The sequence below is a fragment of the Variovorax guangxiensis genome (assembly GCF_003952165.1).
Lineage (GTDB): Bacteria > Pseudomonadota > Gammaproteobacteria > Burkholderiales > Burkholderiaceae_C > Variovorax > Variovorax guangxiensis.
In genome coordinates, this window is the sequence record NZ_RXFT01000003.1 from 1 (window position 1) to 19,341 (window position 19,341).

Below are 19,341 nucleotides of genomic sequence, written 5' to 3' on the forward strand. Positions count from 1 at the left end.
TGGCAACAGCGACGGCCTGCTCAAGCTCATCGCCGACCGCAAGCGTGAGGCCGGCAGCAGGTACCCCAAGCTCACCACCTTGCGCGAGGGCAGGAAGAATGTCCACGGCTGGAACGGCGAAGAGTCGCTGGTGCGCCGCGCCGACGGCACGCACGACTTCGAATGGATGTTCATCGGCGAGAACGGCGGCAGCGTCGCGCGTCCCGGCAACCTCGACGTGACGATGCATACCAAGGTCATGGCAGATCGCATCGGCGCGGCGCCGGCTTCCTCGCTCAGTGACGAGGAAGCCATCGCGCTGTGGGACAAGCTGCTCGACGGCCTGAAGTTCCGCGTTGCAGTGCCTGGCGCGCCAGCGGAAGCGATAGCGATCAAGTGAACAGGCCCGCATCGCCCTGGCACCTTGGGAGGACAATCCGGCAGCATCATTTGAAACCATAGCCACGACCATGCCCCGCCTCGACGACCCCCTCCACGACGCCGAAATCGGCTCCCGCGACAGCACGCTCGACACCACCCGCATCGACGACGTGCGCATCGGCGCGGTCCGTCCGCTCATCACGCCCGCGCTGCTGCAGGAGCGCGTGCCGGTGCGCGACAACACGCTGGCGCTGGTCGAGCGCAGCCGTACGGAGATCGCCGACGTGCTGCACGGCCGCGACGACCGGCTGGTGGTGGTGGTCGGCCCCTGCTCCATCCATGACCACGACCAGGCCATCGAGTACGCGCAGCGCCTGAAGAAGGTCGCAGACTCGCTGCAGGACGACCTGATCATCGTGATGCGCGCCTACTTCGAGAAGCCGCGCACCACCGTCGGCTGGAAGGGCTACATCAACGACCCGCACCTGGACGGCAGCTTCGCGATCAACGAAGGCCTGGAGCGCGCGCGCCGCCTGCTGCTGGAGCTGACCACGCTGGGCCTGCCGACCGGCACCGAGTTCCTCGACCTGCTGAGCCCGCAGTTCATCGCCGACCTGATCGCCTGGGGCGCCATCGGCGCACGCACCACCGAGAGCCAGAGCCACCGTCAGCTGGCCTCGGGCCTGAGCTGCCCCGTGGGCTTCAAGAACGGCACCGACGGCAGCGTGAAGGTCGCGGCCGACGCCATCCTCGCCGCGCGCGCCCCGCACGCTTTCATGGGCATGACCAAGATGGGCATGTCCGCGATCTTCGAGACCCGCGGCAACGACGACTGCCACGTGATCCTGCGCGGCGGCAAGGCGCCCAACTACTCGGCCGCCGACGTCGCCGCCAGCTGCGAGGCGCTGCTGGCCAACGGCCTGCGCCCGCAGGTGATGATCGACGTCTCGCACGGCAACAGCAGCAAGCAGCACCAGCGCCAGATCGTGGTGGCCGAAGACGTGGCGGCGCAGATCGCGGGCGGCGAACGACGCATCACGGGCATCATGATCGAGAGCCACCTCGAAGAAGGCCGGCAGGACCTGAAGCCCGGCGTGCCGCTCAAGCACGGCGTGTCGATCACCGATGCCTGCATCGGCTTCGCGCAGACGGTGCCGGTGCTCGAATGGCTGGCGTCCGCGGTCAAGGCGCGGCGGCGCCTGTCGTCGAAGGCCTGACGGCGGGAGCTCTGGAGCTTGGGGTGGTGGCGGTGTTCAAGGCCGCAGGGCCTTGAACACGCCGGGTGAATGGCGACAGCGGCTGGCATCGAGGCGGTCCCTGAGCGGTTTCCCTCCCCCTCTTTTTTTGCCTCTACCAGCGCCGAACCGCTGTCGGGACGCAGTGTGCCCACGCGCGGTGAAGTCGAGGTGAAGTGCGTGCGGGAGTTTCGTGAAACGATACTCGGCGTCCTGCTGCGCGGCACCCGCGCATCGATCTTTCGGCGATGACATCCACACATCGAACATGGCAGCGCTTCTTTCTTCTTACATCGGCAATCTCTTTTCCAAAGTCTTCGCGGGAGACGCACCGCCGCTGCACGCGGCGAACGGGCGTGCAGGCATCCATCCATGGCTCCAGGTCGGCGAGCAGGTGAATGCCGACGTGCTGGCGGATGGCAAGGCCATCGCGAGGCTGGAGCACACGGCCACGCTGCCAGGGCTGAAGAAACGGCCTTCGGTGGTGTTCGATCTGCCGGAGAACTTGAGTCGGCTCGAGCTGCGCGGATCGCACGTCGATGCCCAGGGAAAGGCCACATCGTTCAGGCGGCGCTGGTCGGTGCTCGACATGGCCCGCATCTCCCACCCTCTCTACGATCCCGCCGGGCCGCTGGTCGAGCGCATCCGCGCCTTCGCCGAACTCTCCGGGCTGGTGGAGGTCGGCGACGCCCGTCCGCCCGCCGGCACTAACGCCGAGGCCGAGGCCGAGGCCGAGGCCGCGCTGCTCGAAGCCGAAGCCCGCCTCGGCACCACATTGCCCTCCCCGCTACGCGTGCTGCTTGCCGAAGCCGACATCCGGATCGACAACTCGTACTTCCTGCAGCCCCATCGACTGCAGACGGCCGAAGGCCTGCTGCTCGGGCTTGGCGGATACGGCGACGGCAACGGCGGCCTCGGCGCGCTGCTGCCGCCTTCGGTCCTGGCGCGCTACCGCCGCAGCGTGGCCGTATTCGCGGAGATCGGCGACGGCCTGGGTGCCCTCGCTTGGGACCCGCAAGGCGTGGTCGCCGGTGAGCCGCCCAACAGCGCCGGAGACCAGGGCAACCCCGGCGCGCAGCCCGCGACGCCGAACGAAGGTGTCTGGTACTGGCTGCACCAGGAGCACATCGCCGAGCCCGCGCTGCTGCTGGACGACGACTACCAGCCCCAGACGGCCGAAGCGGCCTTGACCCACGTGTTCAAGCGCCTCGCTCTTTCGCAGGCCGCGTCGCCCGAAAGCGAAGAACAGCTGCTGGTCGACACGGCCCACCCGCGCAATCTGCTGCAGCTCCATTTCGACGAGCCTCGAAAGCCGCAGCTGCGGTTTCGCAGCTACGACTACCACTACAGCCTCTATTGACCTGCGATTGCATGTGCGATCGCGGGAGCGGCATCAACCCATCAGTGAGAACCGATGCTCCGTCGCGCTGTGGAAGCGCTCCCCGGGCCGCAGTACCGTCGACGGAAATTCCGGCTGGTTCGGCGAATCGGGGAAATGCTGCGTCTCCAGGCACAGCCCGTCGCCCTGCCTGATGCTCGCGCCCGCGCTGCCCAGCAGGCTGCCGTCGAGGAAGTTGCCCGAGTAGAACTGCACACCGGGCTCGCTGGTGTGCACCTCCATCACGCGGCCGGAAGCCTCGTGCTCCAGCCGGGCCGCGAGCGCGAGGCCTTGCCCGGCATTGGCGCGGTCGAGCACCCAGTTGTGGTCATAGCCATGGGCCCGCATCAGCTGCTCGTGGCCTTCGCGGATGCGCTCGCCGATGCGGGTCGCGGTGCGGAAGTCGAAGGGGGTTCCGGTCACGTCGGCGGTGCCCAACGGGATCAGCGTCTCATCGACCGGGCAGTAGCGGCTCGCGGCGAGCATCAGGCGATGATCCATCACCGAGCCGCTGCCCGCGAGGTTGAAGTAATCGTGGTGGCTCAGGTTGAGCACCGTGGGCTTGTCGGCGATGGCGCTGTAGTCGATGCGCCAGGTGTTCGCGCTGGTGCTCAGCGTGTAGCGCAGCGTGAGCCGCACTTCGCCGGGGTAGCCCTCTTCGCCGTCGGCGCTGGTGTAGCTCAGCTCGATGGCGATGGCGTCGCTTCCCGCCTGCTCCGCCGGAACCGGCACGATCTCCCAGTAGCGCTTGCCGAAGCCCGTCGCGCCGCCGTGCAATGAATTGGGGCCGTTGTTCAGGCCCAGTTGATACGCCTTGCCATCGAGCGTGAAGCGCCCGCCCGCGATGCGGTTCGCATAGCGGCCGACGATGGTTCCGAAATGCGGATGCGGCCCCAGGTAGCCGGCCAGCGAGGACAGGCCCAGCACCACGTTGCCGCTGTGCCCATGCCGGTCGGGCACGCGCAGCGCGGTGACGATGCCCCCGACGTTGATGGCACTCAGGCTCAGCCCGAGTCCGTTGTCGAGGGTGTACTCGGTGACCACGCGGCCGTCGGGCATGCGCCCGTACTCGCGCGATGCGATGCTGCTTTTCTGTTCTCGATTGCTCATGTGTGCGGTGATCAGGGAAAGAGTGCCTCACGTGCGCACTGCGACGCGGTGTGCAGCGCGATGCGGTCCTTGAGGTCGTGAAAGTCGGGCGGCTCGGCCGCGTGGGTGCGCAGCTCGATGCGGTGGCCGGCCTTGGCTACCGCATCGGCGAAGCGCTCCTGCAGCGCATAGGGCGTGTTCCTGTCCTCGCGATTGCCGATGAGCACGATGCGCCGCGCCGGGTCGCGCACGATGCCGTTCACGTGGTCGAGCGGGTCGTAGAACTGCGTGCTGCCGGTGGTGTCGGTGCGGCCGTCCTTCGAGCGACCCAGCATGCGCGCGCGCTCCAGCAGGCCGTAGGCACCGGATGTGAGCACCGCGCAGGCGACGCGCGTGCGCCCCAGCGTGAGCAGCGCGGCGCCGGCCGTGGCGCCGCCGCTGTGGCCGACGATCACGATGCGCTGCAGCCGGTGGCGCTGCATGAGCGCGTCGAGCGCGGCATCGAGCGCATGGAACTCGACAAGCTGGCGACGCTTGCGGTGGTCGCCCGAGGAGCCGTACGTGCCGGGCCGTGCCACGAAGATCCACGGCACGCCCGCGCGGTCGCGGCTGCGCTGCGCGTCGAGCGTGCGCAGCTCCTCGGTGTTCCCGGGGATGCGCGTGGGCGCCTGGTCCATCACGCCGTCGCGGTCGCCAGAGAACTGCACGATGGCGATGCGCGCGCCGTCGATGTCGTCGCTCGCGAAGTAGCGGATGCACGACGGCCCCTCGGCCGCCTGCACCCACAGGAAGCCGTTGCGGTCGGGGCAGCGGGCGCGGTCGGCGGGCTGGTTCCAGTACAGCACCTCGTCGGCGCCGGCGGCGAAGACTCTGGGCACGTCGGGCCCGGTGCGCTGCGCGCAGGCGGTCTGCGCCAGCGCCACGAGCAGCAGCACGAAGCGCAGTCTTCGAAGCGTGTGCAGCAGCTTCATAGCCGTTGCAGCAGCCCCGGGATGCTGCCGAAATCCGACCGGTCGCGGTCGCCCTTCACCAGCACGAGGTCGCCGTCTCGCAGGAAGCCGCCGAGGTAGCCCGCGAGCTGCGCGGCGTCGTCGAAGTGCGGCCCGAGCAGCTCAGGGGGCACTTCCTCGCGCAGCCAGCGCATCTCGTTGCCGTGCGTCACCAGGTGCTCGATGCCCGAGGCCAGCAGCGGCGCGGCCAGGCTGCGGTGCATGGCCTCGGCGTCCTTGTCGAGGTTGACGATGCGCCCCAGCACGCCGATCTTGCGCAGCACCGGGCCGCTGTCGGCGCGCTGCCAGGTGCGCACGAACTCCATGGCGTTGCGCATCGACATGACCTCGGCGTTCCAGCTGTCGTCGATCAGCGTGGCCTGCACGCCGGCCTGCGTACGCAGTGCACGCACCTGCATCACCGATGCCGGCAGCCGCACCTGCGGCATGCGCGCGCAGGCGGCCTCGCCGTCGAAGCCCATGGCCAGCAGCGCCGCGAACGCGAGCAGCGAATTGCGCACCAGCCCCGCGCTCTCGACCGGGAAGAGGTATTCGAAGCTGCGCCCCGGCACGGCGACGCGCACGCGGCAGCCACCGCCGGGTTCGGGGCGGGTCTCGATCAGCCGCACATTGGCGTCGGGCCCGCTGCCCACCACCCAGATCGCGCCGGCCGTGAGCGCGGCCATGTCCACCACCTGGCGCAGGCAGGGAATGTGGTCGGGCACGATCGCCACGCCGCCGGGCTCCAGCCCGAGGAAGATGCGCGACTTGTAGGCGGCCGTGAGCTCCAGCGTCGGAGCCTGCCGTGTCTGCGACAGCCCCACCTCGGTGAGGATGGCCACGTGCGGCCGGGCCATCAGCGAGATGGGGCCGCGGTCCATCCACAGGCCGCTCTGCGCCATCTCGAGGATGCACACGTCGGTGTCCGGCCCGAGGTTCGCGAGCGTGGCCGGCACGCCGACGCGCGAGTTGTAGTTGTAGACGGTGGTGTGCACGCGCGCGCGCTCGGGCAGCAGGTCGCGCAGCATCGCGATGGTGGACGACTTGCCCACGGTGCCGGTCACGCCCACCACCAGGCCCTTGAAACGCTCCCGCGCAGCCTCGCCCATGGCGAGCATCGCGCGGATGGGGTCGTCGGCCTGCAGCAGCGGGAAGGCCGCATCGAGCCCTTCCACCGTGTGCGCGATCACGGCCCCGGCCAACGCCATCTGCAGGCGGGGCAGCTCCAGGTGGCGGTCCCAGTTGTCGGAGCTGGGCTTGCTGTAGCTCTCGTGCACGGCCAGCGTGCGGTAGTCGGAAGCGACGAAGAGCGAGGGCTGCGGCAGCACGCCCATGTGCACCGGTCCTCGCACCACCGAGTTGGCGTACCAGCCCGGCGGCGGCTCGACCAGCCAGCGCCCGCCGGTGGCGCGCTGCAGTTCGTCGGCGGTCCACACGGGCGCGGGGCTCGGGCCGGCGCCGGGCCGGTCGGCCCAGAGCACGGGCGCGGGGCGCTCCGGCAGCGGCACGGGCAGATCCGGCACGCGCAGGCCGCACCACAGCGTGAGGCGCCGCGCGGGCGGCAGCTCGGGCCACTCGCCGCGCACGGCCACCTCGATCTGCAGCACGTCGCTTTCGAGCAGGCCGGCGCGCGGCGGACGCAGTCCGTAGCGGTCGCGGTATATGCGCCCGGGCTCCCAGCGGCTGGTGGGCCACATCCAGTCGCAGGGGTCGTGGTCCATGCCCTCGCCCCATGGCGGCATGCGCTTGCTGCGCATCGGCAAGGCGCGGAAGTGCAGGCGCAGGTCGGCGGCGACGGGCGCGTCGATGCTCCAGAAAGACTCGATCCACAGCATGCGCCGGCCGACGATCTGCCTGGGCACGCAGCGCAGCCCCAAGAGGCGCAGCGGGCCGAATTGCAGCGGCGCGATGCGCGCCTCCCTGGGCACCTCGTCCACCAGCCACTCAGGCCGCGGCGTCGGCAGGGGCGCAATGGCGCGAGCGGGCCGGAAGTCCTGGACGCCGGCGCCGGACGGGTCCGCATGGAACGCGGGCCGCGCGGGCGGCGACAGGCGCACCGCGCAGCGGCCTCCCGGCAGCGGGCTCATCCGCGTGCCGAGCGCGCTGCATTGCGCGGTGAAGCGTTCGCTCGATGCCCGCGCTTCATCGCCTTCGAGCTGGCGCGAGAAGCCGAAGCCCACGCCCACGGGCGTGAACACCACCTCCTCCACGCCGCGCGGGCTCAGCTTCAGCGTGAAGACGCCGGAATCCCCGAGGTCGTTGCGCACCGAGTCGAACAGCAGGTCGCCGGCGTCGTGCAGGATGGGCCTGCCCTTGTACGTCTCGATGCCCTGCAGCACGTGCGCCGAAGTGCCCAGCGCCGCGTCCGCGCCCGCATCGACGATGGCATGGCCGACGGCGATCTCGGCCTGCGTGGGCTCGGTCTCGAGGTTGGCGCCCCAGTGCACCGCAACCAGCACCACGTCGGCCTCGCGGCGCGCGGCCTCGATGCGCGGCGCGAGCGTGGCGATCCATGCGGCGGGGTCTTCGAGCGGCAGCCAGGCGGCGCCCGCGCTGGCGGCTGTGGCGGCGAAGCTCGGCTGCGTGGCGTCGAGCGAGAACAGCGCCACGCGCACGCCGCCCGCGCGGCGGAAGGCCGGGCGCAATGCAGCCTCCAGCGTGCGGCCGGTGCCGGCGTGGGCGATGCCCGCGGCCTGCAGCAGGGCCTGCTGCTCCATCAGCGCCTCGGGGCCGTAGTCGCCGCTGTGGTTGTTGGCGGTGGCGACCATGCCGATGCCGGCCTCGGTCAGCACCGCGAGCATCTCGGGGCGTGCACGGTAGTAGTAAGGGCCGGCCTCGCCCTTGTCCACGCCCTGCTCGCCGACGGTGGCGACCACGCATTCGAGGTTCACGATGCCCAGGTCGGCTTCGCGCAGCGCGGCGATGTCGCCGAGCATCCTGTGCGCGCCGCCGAGATCCTTCAGCCGATAGTGCTGGCGGCGCGAGAGGTTCACGTCGCCGCCCCATGCGACGGCGCCGGTGGCGTTGTTGTCTCCAGCGTCGGCCGCTGCCGCGGCCTCGCCAGCCTTCAGCATGCGGTGGTAGGCCACGTAGCCCGAGAGATAGTGCTCCACGTCGTCGATGCGCACGCGGAAGCTGTGGTGCTTGATGAAGAACGAGCCCGCGATGCGCGCCGGGTTGCGGAAGAACATCGCCAGCTCGGGCCAGAAATGGCCGTTGGCGAGGTAGCGCGCGCGGTATTCGAGCGCACGGTCGAACCTGTCGCGGTCGAGCCCGGCCAGCAGTGGGCGCAGCTCGGGGTCGGCCTCCAGCCGCAGCACCATGTCGCGCGCGGCCATCATCAGTTCGAGCAGCGTGGGGAAGGTGGTGATGCGCTCCAGCACGAAGTCGAGGTACCCCGCCACGTTCTGCAGGCCGAACCGGTAGTAGCGCAGTTCGGGCCTGTAGCGCGTGAGCTCGTTGACGCAGTAGCTCAGCCAGTGGTCGTGCGCGCGCCAGTGCTCGGCGGCGATGAAGTGCTCGAAGGCCTTCTCCACCACCGCGAGCCAGCGCGCGTCGCGTGTGAGGCCGTACAGGCGCATCAGCCCGAAGGCGGCCTCTCCGTCGTAGTAGATGACGCGGAACTTGTCCTTCACGTCGAGCGCGGGCGCATTGAGCACGTGCACGAAGCTGCCGGTCTCCGGGTCCTGCATGTGGCGGATGCCCAGCGCGAGCTGCTCCAGCAGCGGCAGGTATTGCTCGTCGCCGGTGAGCTCGGTGTACTTGACCAGTGCGAGCAGGCACACGGCATTGCCGCCGAGCTTGATCTCGCTGCCGATGTCCAGCAGGTAGGCCGCGCGCGTGCCGTCGGGCAGGTTGGCCGGACGGATCAGCGTGCCGGCGAGGAAGGCCAGCGAGCGGTCGATGGCCGCCTTCAGCGTGTCGTTGTGGGTGAGCTCCCAGGCCTCCAGCATCGCGTAGGTCGAGCTCGCGTGGCGCAGCGTGTTGTAGGTGGGAATGGTGCGGTCGAAGCAGGGGAACCAGCCGTAGTGGAACTCGCCCGTGGGCTTGACCTGCGCGGCGAGGTAGTTGCCCGCGTCGTCGATCAGCGCATGCACCTGCTGCGCGTTCCAGTCGCTCAGTTCGCGAAAGCCCGCGGCCTGCCCCTCGGCGGTGATGGGCCAAGCGCCTTGGGCATCGACGTACACGGCCCGCGTGGTGAAGCACCACACCGGCGCAGCGTCGTCCGAAGGAAAGTCGAGCTCGCGGCCGAAGCGCCGTTTGGTGTGCAGGCGCAGGTTGCCGGTGTTGGGCTCGGCATGGTCCACGTCGCCGTTGTAGAGCACGGCGCTGCCGTGCATCTCCTGCGCGAGCAGGGCGAACTCGAAGCGCGCGTCGAAGGCGATTCCCTCGTTGAAGTAGTTGCGCTTGGTCTTCGCGAGCCTGGCCTTCAGCTCGCCCCAGTTCATCGGCACGACCTTGTCGACGATCTCCGCGCGAAGGCGCTGCGGAGGCTGCGCGCCGCGCCTGGCTTGCGCGGCGACGGCATCGGCGGCGGCGCGCCAGGCGGCCTCGATGTCCGAGCCCCGGCCCGAGGCCACGCGGGCCCGGCTGCTGGCCTCGCCGATGGCGAAGAAGACCACGCAACCCGCCTCGGCGGTGACCGGCGCCGCCGGAGGCAGCATGCCCGCCGGGTCCGCCAGGGCCTGCCTGGCGCGGTTCAACAGATCTGCGAGTGGATTCTTCGGCTCGTGATTCATGCAGCCGTGAATCATGACAGGCCGCGACACTGGCCGCCATCCCGTCAATCCATGGAATTTGCGCGCGGCCTGACCGCTGGCTGACCATGCGCTGCCGCCTGGAGTCTCAGCAACTCCGCCCGGCAATGCCCACTCGTGCCGGCCCCCGCACGAGGCGCAGCCTCAGGCCCAGGCCTCCATCACGGCCTCCTTCACCGCCTCGACCGCCTCGACCGCAACGGCCCGCCGGTCACCGCCCGGCGCCACCCAGCACAGCCAGGTGTGCGAGCGCCACCCGCTCCAGATCGCGAGCTCGCCGTTGCGCTCGCCCTGCTGCGCCTGGTCGAGCCGGATCAGCCCCGCGCCCATGCCGCTTGCGACCATGCTGCGGATGGCGCTTTCGTCATCGGCCGTGCGGCCCTGGCGGTATTCGCGGCCTGCGCCAGCGAAGAGCTTCTCGAGATGCACGCGCAGGACGCACGAGGGCGGCGTGCCGACCCACGGCAGGTTCGTGAGCTCGTCGAGCGACAGGCCGGGATGCACCTCGGCCACCGACGCCGGCAGCACCACGACCAGGTCGACCGCGCCCAGGCGGTGCAGCTCCAGTCCCTCGATGTGCTCCGCGTCGCTGAGCACGTAGGCGCAGTCGAGATCGCCGCGCTGCACGGCCGAGAGCGTCTGGTACGACAACCCCTGCCTCAGCTGCAGCGCCACCTGCGGATGCCGCTGCGCCAGCGTCACCAGCACCTCGCCCAGCCGCAGCGCGACCGGATCGACCACCGTGCCGAAGCGAACCACGCCCTGCGCCGCCCCGCGCAGCTGGTCGGCCGCCGAGCGCATGCGCATGGCCGATGCCAGCGTGCGCTCGGCCTCGTCGAGCAGGCGCACGCCGGCCTCGGTGAGCGACATACCGCGCGGCGTGCGCTCGAACAGCTTCACGCCGAGCTCGTCCTCCAGCGCCCTGAGCTGGGCGCTGACTGCCGGCGCGCTGGTGAACACGCGTTCGGCGGCACGGGTCAGGCTGCCCTCGCGGGCGATGGCGACGAAGGTCTTGAGTTGGTAGAGCTCCATGGCCGCCGATTGTGAGCGCCGGCGCCGGATGCGTCCGTTCGCTTTTTTGGAGCCCCCTGTCCAAAGATGCGAATGGCAATGGCGGACCGCAGCCCCGATTCTTGGGGCATCGATCCATCGCAAAGAAAAGAAAAGGCTGGTTTCCCATGTCCCGTCGCCAACGCATCGCCGGCACCGCCGCGCTGCTGCTCGCCACCTCCGGGTGGGGCTCCCTGTTCCTCGTGAGCAAGAGCGTGCTCCACCATGTCGAACCGGTGTGGTTCACGCTGATCCGCTACACGCTGTCGGCGCTGCTCTTCGTGCTGCTGATACTGCCGCGCGGCGCCGCCCCGTGGCGCAAGCTGCGCCGGCATGCGGGGCCGCTGGCGCTTCGCGGCGCGGCGGGCTTCGGCGTGTTCAGCGTCATGCTGCTGGTGGGGCTGGCGCATTCGGTGCCCTCGCACGGCGCGGTCATCATCGCCACCACGCCCCTGACCACGCAGATCGTGCGCTGGCTGCTCGACGGCGTGCGCCCCACGCGCACCACCCTGCTGACCAGCGCACTGGCGCTGCTGGGCGTGGCGACCGTCTCGGGGCTGCTGGCCGGCGGCGCGGGCTCCCCTGGCGGGGCGAGCACGCTGATGGGCGACGCGATCGCCTTCGGCGGCACGCTGGGCTGGGTCTGGTACACGCGCGGCACCACGCGCCTTCCGGAACTCGACGTGATCGAGTACACCGCGCTCACGGTGCTGGCCTCGTGGCCCGTGCTGCTGGCGGCGGCGGTCGGCGCCTCGGTGCTGGGCTGGTCCGCGGTGCCGAGCGTGGAAGGGCTGCGCCTGTCGTGGCATGCGCTGCTCTTCGTGGGCGTGGTGCCTTCGGCCATCTCGGTGCTGGCTTTCAACTACGGCGTGCGCGCGCTCGGCGCCGTCACGGGCACGGCGTTCCTCAACTTCGTTCCGGTTTCCACGCTGCTGATGAGCGCGGCCATGGGCCGGCTGCCCACCACGAGCGAGGTCGCCGGCATGGCGATGGTGATCGCGGCGCTCCTGATCCATACCGCATCGAGCCGCAAGGCTTCCGCCACGGCGGCTGCAACGATCGTGCCTCCACAGCAGAATTACCGGACCTGCGGAGCCACACCCTCATGAGCACCAGCGACAGCGACAGCCCCCGAAGCCATCTCTTCGAGCCCCTTCAGCTCGGCCCCCTGCGGATCGACAACCGCATCGTCATCGCGCCGATGTGCCAGTACTCCGCCACCGAAGGCACGCCGGGCGACTGGCACCTGATCCATCTGGGCCACCTGGCGCTCTCCGGCGCGGGGCTGCTCATCATCGAGGCGACGGCGGTGGAGGCCGACGGCCGCATTTCGCCCGGCGACCTCGGGCTCTACTCCGATGCCAACGAGGAAGGCCTGGCGAAGGTGCTCCATGCGGTGCGCGCGCACTCGCCGATCAAGATCGCCATCCAGCTCGGCCACGCGGGGCGCAAGGCTTCGAGCCGCGCACCGTGGGAGGGCGGCAAGCAGATCCGCCCCGGCGAACCCGGCGGCTGGAAGGCCTGGGCTCCTTCGGCCGTGCCGCATGCACCCGGCGAAGACACGCCGATCGCGCTCGACGCGGCCGGGCTGGCGCGCGTGCGCGACGCCTTCGTGGCCGCCGCGCGCCGCGCGGCGCGGCTTGGCATCGACGGCATCGAGCTGCATGCGGCACATGGCTACCTGCTGCACCAGTTCCTCTCGCCCATCGCCAACCATCGCGAGGACGAATACGGCGGCAGCCTGGAGAACCGCCTGCGCTTCCCGCTCGAAGTCTTCGAGGCGGTGCGCGAGGTGTTCCCCGCCGACCGGCCGGTGTGGGTGCGCGTGTCGGCCAGCGACTGGGTGCCCGGCGGCTGGGACCTCGACAGCACCGTCGCCTTCTCGCGTGCGCTGCAGGAGCGCGGCTGCGCGGCCATCCACGTGTCCAGCGGCGGCGTGTCGCCGCAGCAGGCGATCACGCTGGGCGCGGGCTACCAGGTGCCGTTCGCGGAACGCATCAAGGCCGAGGTCGGGCTGCCGACCATCGCGGTGGGGCTCATCACCGAACCCGCGCATGCGGAGGCCATCATCGCCAACGGCCAGGCCGATGCGGTGTCGCTGGCGCGCGCGATCCTCTACGACCCGCGCTGGCCCTGGCATGCGGCTGCCGAACTGGGCGCGCGGGTGAAGGCGCCTCACCAGTACTGGCGCTCGCAGCCGCGCGAGTTCAAGGATCTGTTCGAGAACGCGGCCTTCGGCGCGCGTTAGACCGCGCCGGTTGCGAAACGGCCCCTCGTCGCGCCGACCTTCACTTCAGCTCGCGATAGAAGAAGGTGGTGTCGCAAGGCTCGCCCTGCGGCAGCAGCGCGAAGCCCGGAATCGATCCGACACGCACCCAGCCCGAGCGCTCGTAGAGCCGCTCGGCGTCGGCACTCGATGTGTCGAGCACCAGGAGCGTCTTGCCGCGTTCGCGCGCCACCCGTTCGGCCGCCTTCATCAGCAGCGCGCCGATGCCCCGGCGGCGAGCGCGCCGATGCACGAGCATCTTCGCCACCTCGCCGCGGTGCGGCTGGTTCTCGGGCTGCGCGAGTACCACCTGCACTGTGCCGAGGATGCCTTCCTCGTCCTCCGCCACCAGCAGCGCGCGTTCGCCACTCGCCACGCCATCGGCCACCCGACGCCAGAAGGCCTGCGCGCGCTGCGCGGTCAGCGGGTGCATGAAGCTCACCGATGCGCCGCCCTCGACGCAATCGGCCAGCACGGCGGCAAGGCCGCGCAGCTGCGCTTCGGAAACGGTGTCCAGCAGGCGGACGGCCGGGGTGCTCCCGGCGGAAACGGTCGTCATGTTCATCTCCAGGAAGAAGGGGCGGTCGCGATCACGACGGCATAGCGCGTGTTCTTGCGCGAGGGGTTGTGAAAGCTGGTGGGGCGGTCGAGCACCATCGCCAGGCAGTCGCCGGTGGCGAGCCGGTGCAGCTCGTCGCCCACGGTGAGTTCGATGACGCCGTCGAGCACCCACACCTGCTGGTGGATGAGCGGCTCGCGCGCCGAGGTTTCGTAAGCCACGCGGGCGCCGGGCGGAAACTCCACCTCGACGATCTGGATCGGCGACGCGACGCCGCCGGGCGACACGTTCCTGCGCAGGTAGCCGGAGTGCGGATCGCGCCACTGCAGCTGGTCGGCCAGCCGCGAGACCGGCTCGGGAGCCGGGGCCGGCGCCTCGAACAGCGAGGCCAGCGATACGCCGAGGCCGGTCGCAAGTTTTTCCAGGACCACCGCGGTGGGGCTGCTTTCGCCGCGCTCGATGAGCGAGATCATCGAGCGGCTCACGCCGCAGTGCGTGGCGAGCGCGTCGAGCGAGAAGCCACGCGCCGCGCGCAGGTCGCGCACACGCTGGGCGATGCGGTCGTTGAGGCCGGACGGGGTTTCCGTCTCGGCCGATTCCTTAATTTCCTTCATATTGGATGAAATGTCCACCATAAAGGAAATCACGTCAAGCCCGCCAGCAGAATCCTCCGGTCAGCGTGGAGGCCCGACCAGCGCAGCGCGCGCGGCCTCGGAGGGAAACACGCAGGCCACGTCGTGCGCGCAGCCCGGCACCACCACGACCTCGCGGCGCTTGCCGGGCGCGAGCAGCTTGCGGTCGTACTCTGCATAGGCCAGGCCCCGCTGCATGCGGAACGAGCCTTGGGCGAGCGCCGCGCAGGACTTGTCGAGCACGCGGTAGGCGGTGCCCTTGGCGTCGTTGCTGTCCAGCGCGCCTTCCAGATAGCTGATGTCGGCCTGCACGTACTGCTGGCGCGCCTGCGCGGCGGTGCGGCCCAGCCATGTGGGCAGGTCGTCGGTGCCGTACTTCCAGCGGTTCATCTGCGGGCATGCGGCTGTGTCGGGCGTGGAGAAGCCGGTCACGGAGGCACCGTCGGCCGAGAACTGCGGGCGCACCGGGTCGAAGTAGAGCCAGGTGCTCGGGTCGGCGACCACATAGCGCATGGCCGGCTTGCCGTCGTGCTGCGTGAAGGCGATGTAGCGCTGCACGAACTGCCCGCCGGCCGAGAAGCCCGCGACGGTGATGGTGCGCAGGCTGGGCCAGCGCCGCGCGATGTCGGCGACCAGCGCATCCATGACCGCGAAGGACCCGACGCGATTGCCAGATGCCGAGCGCGCGCCTTCGAGCCAGGAGCCGCAGGTCCACAGCAGGTCGCCGGGCTGCGCGACCGGCACGCCCACGGTGTTGCAGCGGCCGGCCACCGCCTTGTCGGCCGCGACCTGGAAGAGCGGCGCGATCACCAGCGTGTCGCCGAGCGCATCGGCGTTGCGAAGGGTGCGCAGCGCGGCCTCGAATGTCTTGTTGGCATCGCGCGAATGGCCGTGCATGGCGATCAGCGCTCTGGTCGGCCCGGCGGTCGCCGGTGCGTCGGGATCGAGCGACGAGTAGAAGTGAAGCGCGCCGCCGGCCCCTGGCGGCGTGAAGCTGCGCAAGCAGTCCGCGCCCGCCGAGTTCATGCAGGCAGAGGCATCGGCCGTTGCCGCATGAGCCGGCCATGGCGCGATGTACGCGGCGGCGAGGGCCAAGGAAAGGAACCATCTGTAGCTGGGCATGTTCGTGCGACTCCCGGGATGGAACGGAATGGAAGCGGATTCTCTGCCCGCCACATCCGGCGAAGCTGACTTGCCTGCTGCTTTACATAGCGATTTGCTCTACCGAAGCGCCGCTCTTCGAACACAAATTCGGCAACGGGGCGCGGATCATCCAACAAATCCCACCACGGACCGCCATGAACCCAGACCCCCTGCCTTCCTCTTTCCAGGCGTTCGCCGACGGACTGCCATCCGCGCCTTCGCCGCTGCGCGCCCGCATCACCACGGCCTGCCGCCGCCCCGAGCCGCAGGCACTGCCGCCGTTGCTCGCGCAGGCCCGGTTGCCAGACGATCAGGCGGAGGAGGCACAGGCGCTCGCCATGCGCATCGCCCGGCAGCTGCGCGACCGCAGGAGCGCGAGCGGCCGCGCCGGCCTCGTGCAGGGCCTGCTGCAGGAATACGCGCTGTCGTCGCAGGAAGGCGTGGCGCTGATGTGCCTGGCCGAGGCGCTGCTGCGCATTCCCGATGCGGGCACGCGCGACGCGCTCATACGCGACAAGATCGCGCACGGCCAGTGGCAGTCGCACGCGGGCCGCAGCCCCTCGGTGTTCGTCAACGCCGCGACCTGGGGCCTGCTGCTCACCGGCAAGCTGGTGGCCACGCACAGCGAGACCAGCCTGTCGACGGTGCTCACGCGCCTCATCGGCAAGGGCGGCGAGCCGCTGATCCGCAAGGGCGTGGACATGGCGATGCGGATGATGGGCGAGCAGTTCGTCACCGGGGAGACCATCGCGCAGGCGCTCGGCAATGCGCGCGAGCTGGAGGCGCAGGGCTTCCGCTATTCGTACGACATGCTCGGCGAAGCGGCACTGACCATGGAGGACGCGAAGCGCTACCGCAACGCGTACGAAGAGGCCATCCAAGCCATCGGCAAGGCGTCGGCGCGGCGCGGCGTGTACGAGGGGCCGGGCATCTCCATCAAGCTCTCGGCGCTGCACCCGCGCTACAGCCGCGCGCAGCATTCGCGCGTGATGGCCGGGCTGTACCCGGTGCTGCACGACCTCGCGCTGCTGGCGCGGCAGCACGACATCGGCCTGAACATCGACGCGGAGGAAGCCGACCGGCTGGAGCTCTCGCTCGACCTGCTGGAGCGCCTGTGCTTCGAGCCCGAACTCGCGGGCTGGAACGGCATCGGCTTCGTGGTGCAGGCCTACCAGAAGCGCTGCCCCTTCGTGATCGACTTCGTGATCGACCTCGCGCGGCGCAGCGGCCACCGGCTGATGGTGCGGCTGGTGAAGGGCGCCTACTGGGACAGCGAGATCAAGCGCGCGCAGCTCGACGGGCTCGACGGCTACCCGGTCTACACGCGCAAGGCCTACACAGACGTGTCGTACCTCGCCTGCGCGCGCAAGCTGCTCGATGCGCCCGAGGCGGTGTACCCGCAGTTCGCCACGCACAACGCGCACACGCTGGCGGCCATCTACACGATGGCGGATCCGTCGCGCTACGAGCCGGGGCAGTACGAGTTCCAGTGCCTGCACGGCATGGGCGAGCCGCTGTACGAGCAGGTGGTAGGCCCGCTCGCGCGGCCCTGCCGCATCTACGCGCCGGTGGGCACGCACGAGACACTGCTGGCGTACCTGGTGCGCAGGCTGCTGGAGAACGGCGCCAACACCTCCTTCGTGAACCGCATCGCGGACCCGACGATTCCGCTCGACGTGCTGGTGGAAGACCCGGTCGCGACGGTGGAGCACATGGCGGTGCAGGAAGGCATGACGGGCCTGCCGCATCCGGCCATCCCGCTACCGGCGGCCTTGTACGGAACGCAGCGCGCCAACTCGCGCGGCCTCGACCTCGCGAGCGACGACAGCCTGCGCGCGCTGGGCCAAGTGCTGGGCGAAAGCGCGTCCGACCACTGGCGTGCGGCGCCGATGCTGGCCGAGGCCGCGCCCAACGGCGAGACGGCGAACGTGCTGAACCCCGCCGACCATCGCGACATCGTCGGGCAGGTCCAGGAAGCCACGCTCGCCGATGTCGAATCGGCCATCGCGCAGGCCCATGCCTTCGCGCCGGCATGGGCCGCCACGCCACCCGCCGAACGCGCAGCGCTGCTCGAACACACCGCCGAAAGGCTCGAACAGGGCATGCCCCGCCTGCTCGGCCTGCTGACGCGCGAGGCCGGAAAGACGTACGCCAACGCCATCGCGGAGGTGCGCGAGGCGGTGGACTTCCTGCGCTACTACGCGGCGCAGGCGCGCAGCGATTTCTCCAACGACACGCATCGTGCGCTCGGCCCCATGGCCTGCATCAGCCCGTGGAACTTTCCGCTGGCGATCTTCACCGGCCAGGTGGCGGCCGCGCTCGCGGCCGGCAACCCGGTGCTGGCCAAGCCGGCCGAGCAGACGCCGCTGGTCGCGGCAGAGGCGGTGCGCGTGCTGTGGGAAGCCGGCATTCCCCGCGCGGCGGTGCAGCTGCTGCCCGGCCGTGGCGAGACGGTGGGTGCCGCGCTGGTGGCCGATGCGCGCGTGCAGGGCGTGATGTTCACCGGCTCCACCGAGGTCGCGCGCATCCTGCAGAAGACGCTGTCGCAGCGCCTGGGCGCGCACGGCGCGCCGGTACCGCTCATTGCCGAGACCGGCGGGCAGAACGCGATGATCGTCGACTCCTCCGCGCTGGTGGAGCAGGTGGTGGCCGACGTGATGGCCTCCGCCTTCGACAGCGCGGGCCAGCGCTGCTCCGCGCTGCGCGTGCTCTGCGTGCAGGAAGAAGCGGCCGAGCGCGTGGTCGCGATGCTCAAGGGCGCGATGGCCGAGGCCGCCATCGGCAACCCGGCCCGCCTCTCAGTGGACGTGGGCCCGGTGATCGACGCCGAGGCGCGCGACGGCATCGAACGCCACGTCGAGGCGATGCGCGCGCGTGGCCATGCCGTGTTCCGCCAGGCCCGCGAGCATGGCGACGACACCCGCCACGGCACCTTCGTGACACCCACGCTGATCGAGCTCGACGGCATCTCCGAGCTGCAGCGCGAAGTGTTCGGCCCGGTGCTGCATCTCGTGCGCTACCGCCGCCGCGACCTCGGCGCGCTGGTCGGGCAGATCAACGGCACCGGCTACGGACTGACGCTGGGCGTGCACACGCGCATCGACGAGACCATCGCGCAGGTCGTGGAGAACGCGAAGGCAGGCAACGTCTACGTGAACCGCAACATCGTGGGCGCGGTGGTGGGCGTGCAGCCCTTCGGCGGCGAGGGCCTGTCGGGCACGGGGCCGAAGGCGGGCGGGCCGCTGTACATGCTGCGCATGCTGTCGGCGCGGCCTGACGACGCGATGGCGCGCGCGGTGACGGGCGCCGCGCCGGCTTCGCATCCGGCGCTGTCGGCGCTGGCCCGCTGGGCCGATGCGACCGGCCGGCACGCGCTGTCGGCGCAGTGCGCGCTCTTCGCGGCGCAGTCGCGCTCGGGCAGTTCGCGCACGCTGGCCGGACCGACCGGCGAACGCAACGTCTACAGGCTGGAGCCGCGCGAGGCGGTGCTGTGCCTGGCCGATGCGGAAGAAGACCGGCTGACGCAGCTCGCCGCCGTGCTCGCGGTGGGCAGTGGCGCGATCTGGCCCGCAGATGCGGCGGCGCAAAGCCTGCGCGCATCGCTGCCGGCCGAGGTGCAGCAATGCGTGGCCATCGCGAGCGACTGGTCGTCGGACACGGTGGCGTTCGACGCCGCGCTGCATCACGGCGATGCGCAGGGGCTCTCGGAAGTGATGCGGCGCGTCGCCGCGCGGCCGGGCCCCATCGTCGGCGTGCGCGGCTTCGCGCCCGGAGAGGCGCGCATTCCGCTCGAAAGCCTGGTGGTGGAGCGCGCGATCAGCACCAACACCGCGGCGGCGGGCGGCAACGCGAGCCTGATGACGATCGGCTGAGCGCTCCCGGC

Annotated in this window: 13 protein-coding genes; 6 read left to right on the top strand and 7 right to left on the bottom strand. The window is 70.5% G+C overall.

The annotated features are described in order from the left end of the window. The 3 genes from EJP67_RS08460 to EJP67_RS08470 all read left to right on the top strand — a co-directional run. The coding region (locus tag EJP67_RS08460; RefSeq protein ID WP_240650561.1) for a T6SS immunity protein Tli4 family protein at positions 1-379 on the top strand (379 nt) is incomplete at its 5' end. A gap of 70 nt (positions 380-449) precedes the next feature. Further along, positions 450-1,577, top strand: coding sequence for a 3-deoxy-7-phosphoheptulonate synthase (locus EJP67_RS08465; protein ID WP_126021283.1), 1,128 nt, complete (start codon positions 450-452; stop codon positions 1,575-1,577). A 286-nt stretch (positions 1,578-1,863) separates the two neighbouring features. Beyond that, on the top strand, positions 1,864-2,955 hold the full coding sequence (locus EJP67_RS08470) for a hypothetical protein (RefSeq protein ID WP_240650563.1): 1,092 nt from the start codon (positions 1,864-1,866) through the stop codon (positions 2,953-2,955). Between the two features lie 33 nt (positions 2,956-2,988). Here EJP67_RS08470 and EJP67_RS08475 read toward each other — a convergent pair whose 3' ends face one another. From EJP67_RS08475 to EJP67_RS08490, 4 genes are all read right to left on the bottom strand, one after another. Further along, on the bottom strand, positions 2,989-4,083 hold the full coding sequence (locus EJP67_RS08475) for an aldose epimerase family protein (protein WP_126021284.1): 1,095 nt from the start codon (positions 4,081-4,083) through the stop codon (positions 2,989-2,991). Between the two features lie 11 nt (positions 4,084-4,094). Further along, the gene (locus EJP67_RS08480; protein ID WP_126021285.1) at positions 4,095-5,033 is read right to left on the bottom strand and encodes an alpha/beta hydrolase family protein; all 939 of its coding nucleotides are present in this window, start codon (positions 5,031-5,033) and stop codon (positions 4,095-4,097) included. Further along, entirely contained in the window at positions 5,030-9,805 is a 4,776-nt protein-coding gene (locus EJP67_RS08485; RefSeq protein WP_126021286.1) for a CapA family protein, read from the bottom strand. Before EJP67_RS08485 ends, EJP67_RS08480 begins: the two co-directional genes overlap by 4 nt. 147 nt (positions 9,806-9,952) lie before the next feature. Further along, positions 9,953-10,840, bottom strand: coding sequence for a LysR family transcriptional regulator (locus tag EJP67_RS08490; protein WP_126021287.1), 888 nt, complete (start codon positions 10,838-10,840; stop codon positions 9,953-9,955). A 146-nt stretch (positions 10,841-10,986) separates the two neighbouring features. Between EJP67_RS08490 and EJP67_RS08495 the strand changes: the two genes are divergently transcribed. Together EJP67_RS08495 and EJP67_RS08500 are read left to right on the top strand one after the other, a co-directional pair. Then, a complete protein-coding gene (locus tag EJP67_RS08495; protein ID WP_126021288.1) occupies positions 10,987-11,967 on the top strand; it encodes a DMT family transporter in 981 nt (326 codons plus the stop codon). Further along, positions 11,964-13,106: an NADH:flavin oxidoreductase/NADH oxidase gene (locus EJP67_RS08500; protein ID WP_126021289.1), complete on the top strand. Its 1,143-nt coding sequence runs from the start codon at positions 11,964-11,966 to the stop codon at positions 13,104-13,106. The genes EJP67_RS08495 and EJP67_RS08500 overlap by 4 nt, the downstream gene beginning before the upstream one ends. A gap of 40 nt (positions 13,107-13,146) precedes the next feature. Here the strand turns inward: EJP67_RS08500 and EJP67_RS08505 are convergent, their stop codons facing one another. The 3 genes from EJP67_RS08505 to EJP67_RS08515 are packed head-to-tail and all read right to left on the bottom strand — an operon-like array spanning position 13,147 to position 15,437. After that, positions 13,147-13,689 (bottom strand): GNAT family N-acetyltransferase, encoded by a 543-nt coding sequence (locus EJP67_RS08505; RefSeq protein WP_420824260.1) that lies wholly within the window; start codon positions 13,687-13,689, stop codon positions 13,147-13,149. Beyond that, positions 13,686-14,297: a helix-turn-helix domain-containing protein gene (locus tag EJP67_RS08510; protein ID WP_126021291.1), complete on the bottom strand. Its 612-nt coding sequence runs from the start codon at positions 14,295-14,297 to the stop codon at positions 13,686-13,688. Before EJP67_RS08510 ends, EJP67_RS08505 begins: the two co-directional genes overlap by 4 nt. Before the next feature lie 60 nt (positions 14,298-14,357). After that, positions 14,358-15,437 (bottom strand): alpha/beta hydrolase family protein, encoded by a 1,080-nt coding sequence (locus EJP67_RS08515; RefSeq protein WP_126021292.1) that lies wholly within the window; start codon positions 15,435-15,437, stop codon positions 14,358-14,360. A gap of 176 nt (positions 15,438-15,613) precedes the next feature. On the opposite strand from EJP67_RS08515, the gene putA reads away from it, so the two are divergent. Next, the gene (gene putA, locus EJP67_RS08520; RefSeq protein ID WP_126021293.1) at positions 15,614-19,330 is read left to right on the top strand and encodes a trifunctional transcriptional regulator/proline dehydrogenase/L-glutamate gamma-semialdehyde dehydrogenase; all 3,717 of its coding nucleotides are present in this window, start codon (positions 15,614-15,616) and stop codon (positions 19,328-19,330) included. Positions 19,331-19,341: the final 11 nt, after the last annotated feature.